The organism is Burkholderia sp. Bp8986, from assembly GCF_003854225.1.
Lineage (GTDB): Bacteria > Pseudomonadota > Gammaproteobacteria > Burkholderiales > Burkholderiaceae > Burkholderia.
The window spans coordinates 1-955 of record NZ_QTQM01000168.1; the positions used below are offsets into that span (position 1 = coordinate 1).

Below are 955 nucleotides of genomic sequence, written 5' to 3' on the forward strand. Positions count from 1 at the left end.
TGTTCGCCGAGGATTTTGTCGACCCGCCATTCGCGGTGCCGAATTCGCTCTTTCCGCTCGTCGTACGCACCTTCCACCGCTTCCGCGAGAGGTGTGATTTCACACAGCTCCGCAATGCGGTCAACCGGAGTCCTTCCACCGAGTGAGCCGTGTGGCCGACGCCAGTTGTAGTCGAACTGCCACTCTTCGATTCGCAAGTCGATTGCCCGCTCTGTCGGGGCATGGTGGAACCAGAACTCGTTCAGGTCAGTAAGCTGCGAACGTTCAACTTTGCCATTGAGGTGCGGCGAGCGTGGTGGAATTGACCGGAATTTAATGCACTCGTTCATCAGGCGCCGCTGCACGGATTCAGCGAAGAACTCACCGCCGCGGTCGGTCTGGACACGTTGAATCGGAAACGGCATCTCCTCGATGACGCGATCAAGGAAAAGCAGCGTATTTCGGGCATTTCTTCGAGGGTAGACGGCCAGTACACGAAACCGAGAACAGTCATCGATGGCCGTGTACTGGTAGACGCCTCGTGCAATCTTCATCGTATCCATCTGGACGCGGTCTCCGGGAACCGGACGGCTGTAGCGCCTCGGTTGTGCTGGCTTCCTGGGGCGACCCAACGGCTTCAACGACGCTTTGCACAGAACCTTGTGAATGGTCGCAAGGGACAGTTCTCTTTGCTCGTACAGGCACAATTCGTTCTGAATCCGCCGTGCGCCCTTGCGCTCGGCTCGCAGGCGAAGAATCGTCGCGCGATCTGCGTCAGAGACCTTTCGATTCGGGCTGGTCAGAGGGCGACGGCTTTGAGCGAGAAGACCTTCTTCTCCCGCCTCCTGGTAGCGGCGCAGCCACTTGCGAAGCGTTGGTCTGGAGATGCCACAACGCGTGCACACGAGACCGGCGTTGCCGGTCTCGTGATACATACGTACCCAGCGTAATCGCATCGAGATCTCGAGCTCCATCG

At 58.5% G+C, this 955-nt stretch carries 1 protein-coding gene; it reads right to left on the reverse strand.

Features of this window, described 5'->3' with window-relative positions:
- Positions 1 to 935 (reverse strand): IS481 family transposase (locus DID99_RS36715; RefSeq protein ID WP_124668734.1); only part of this gene is annotated, 935 nt, incomplete at its 3' end.
- Positions 936 to 955: the final 20 nt, after the last annotated feature.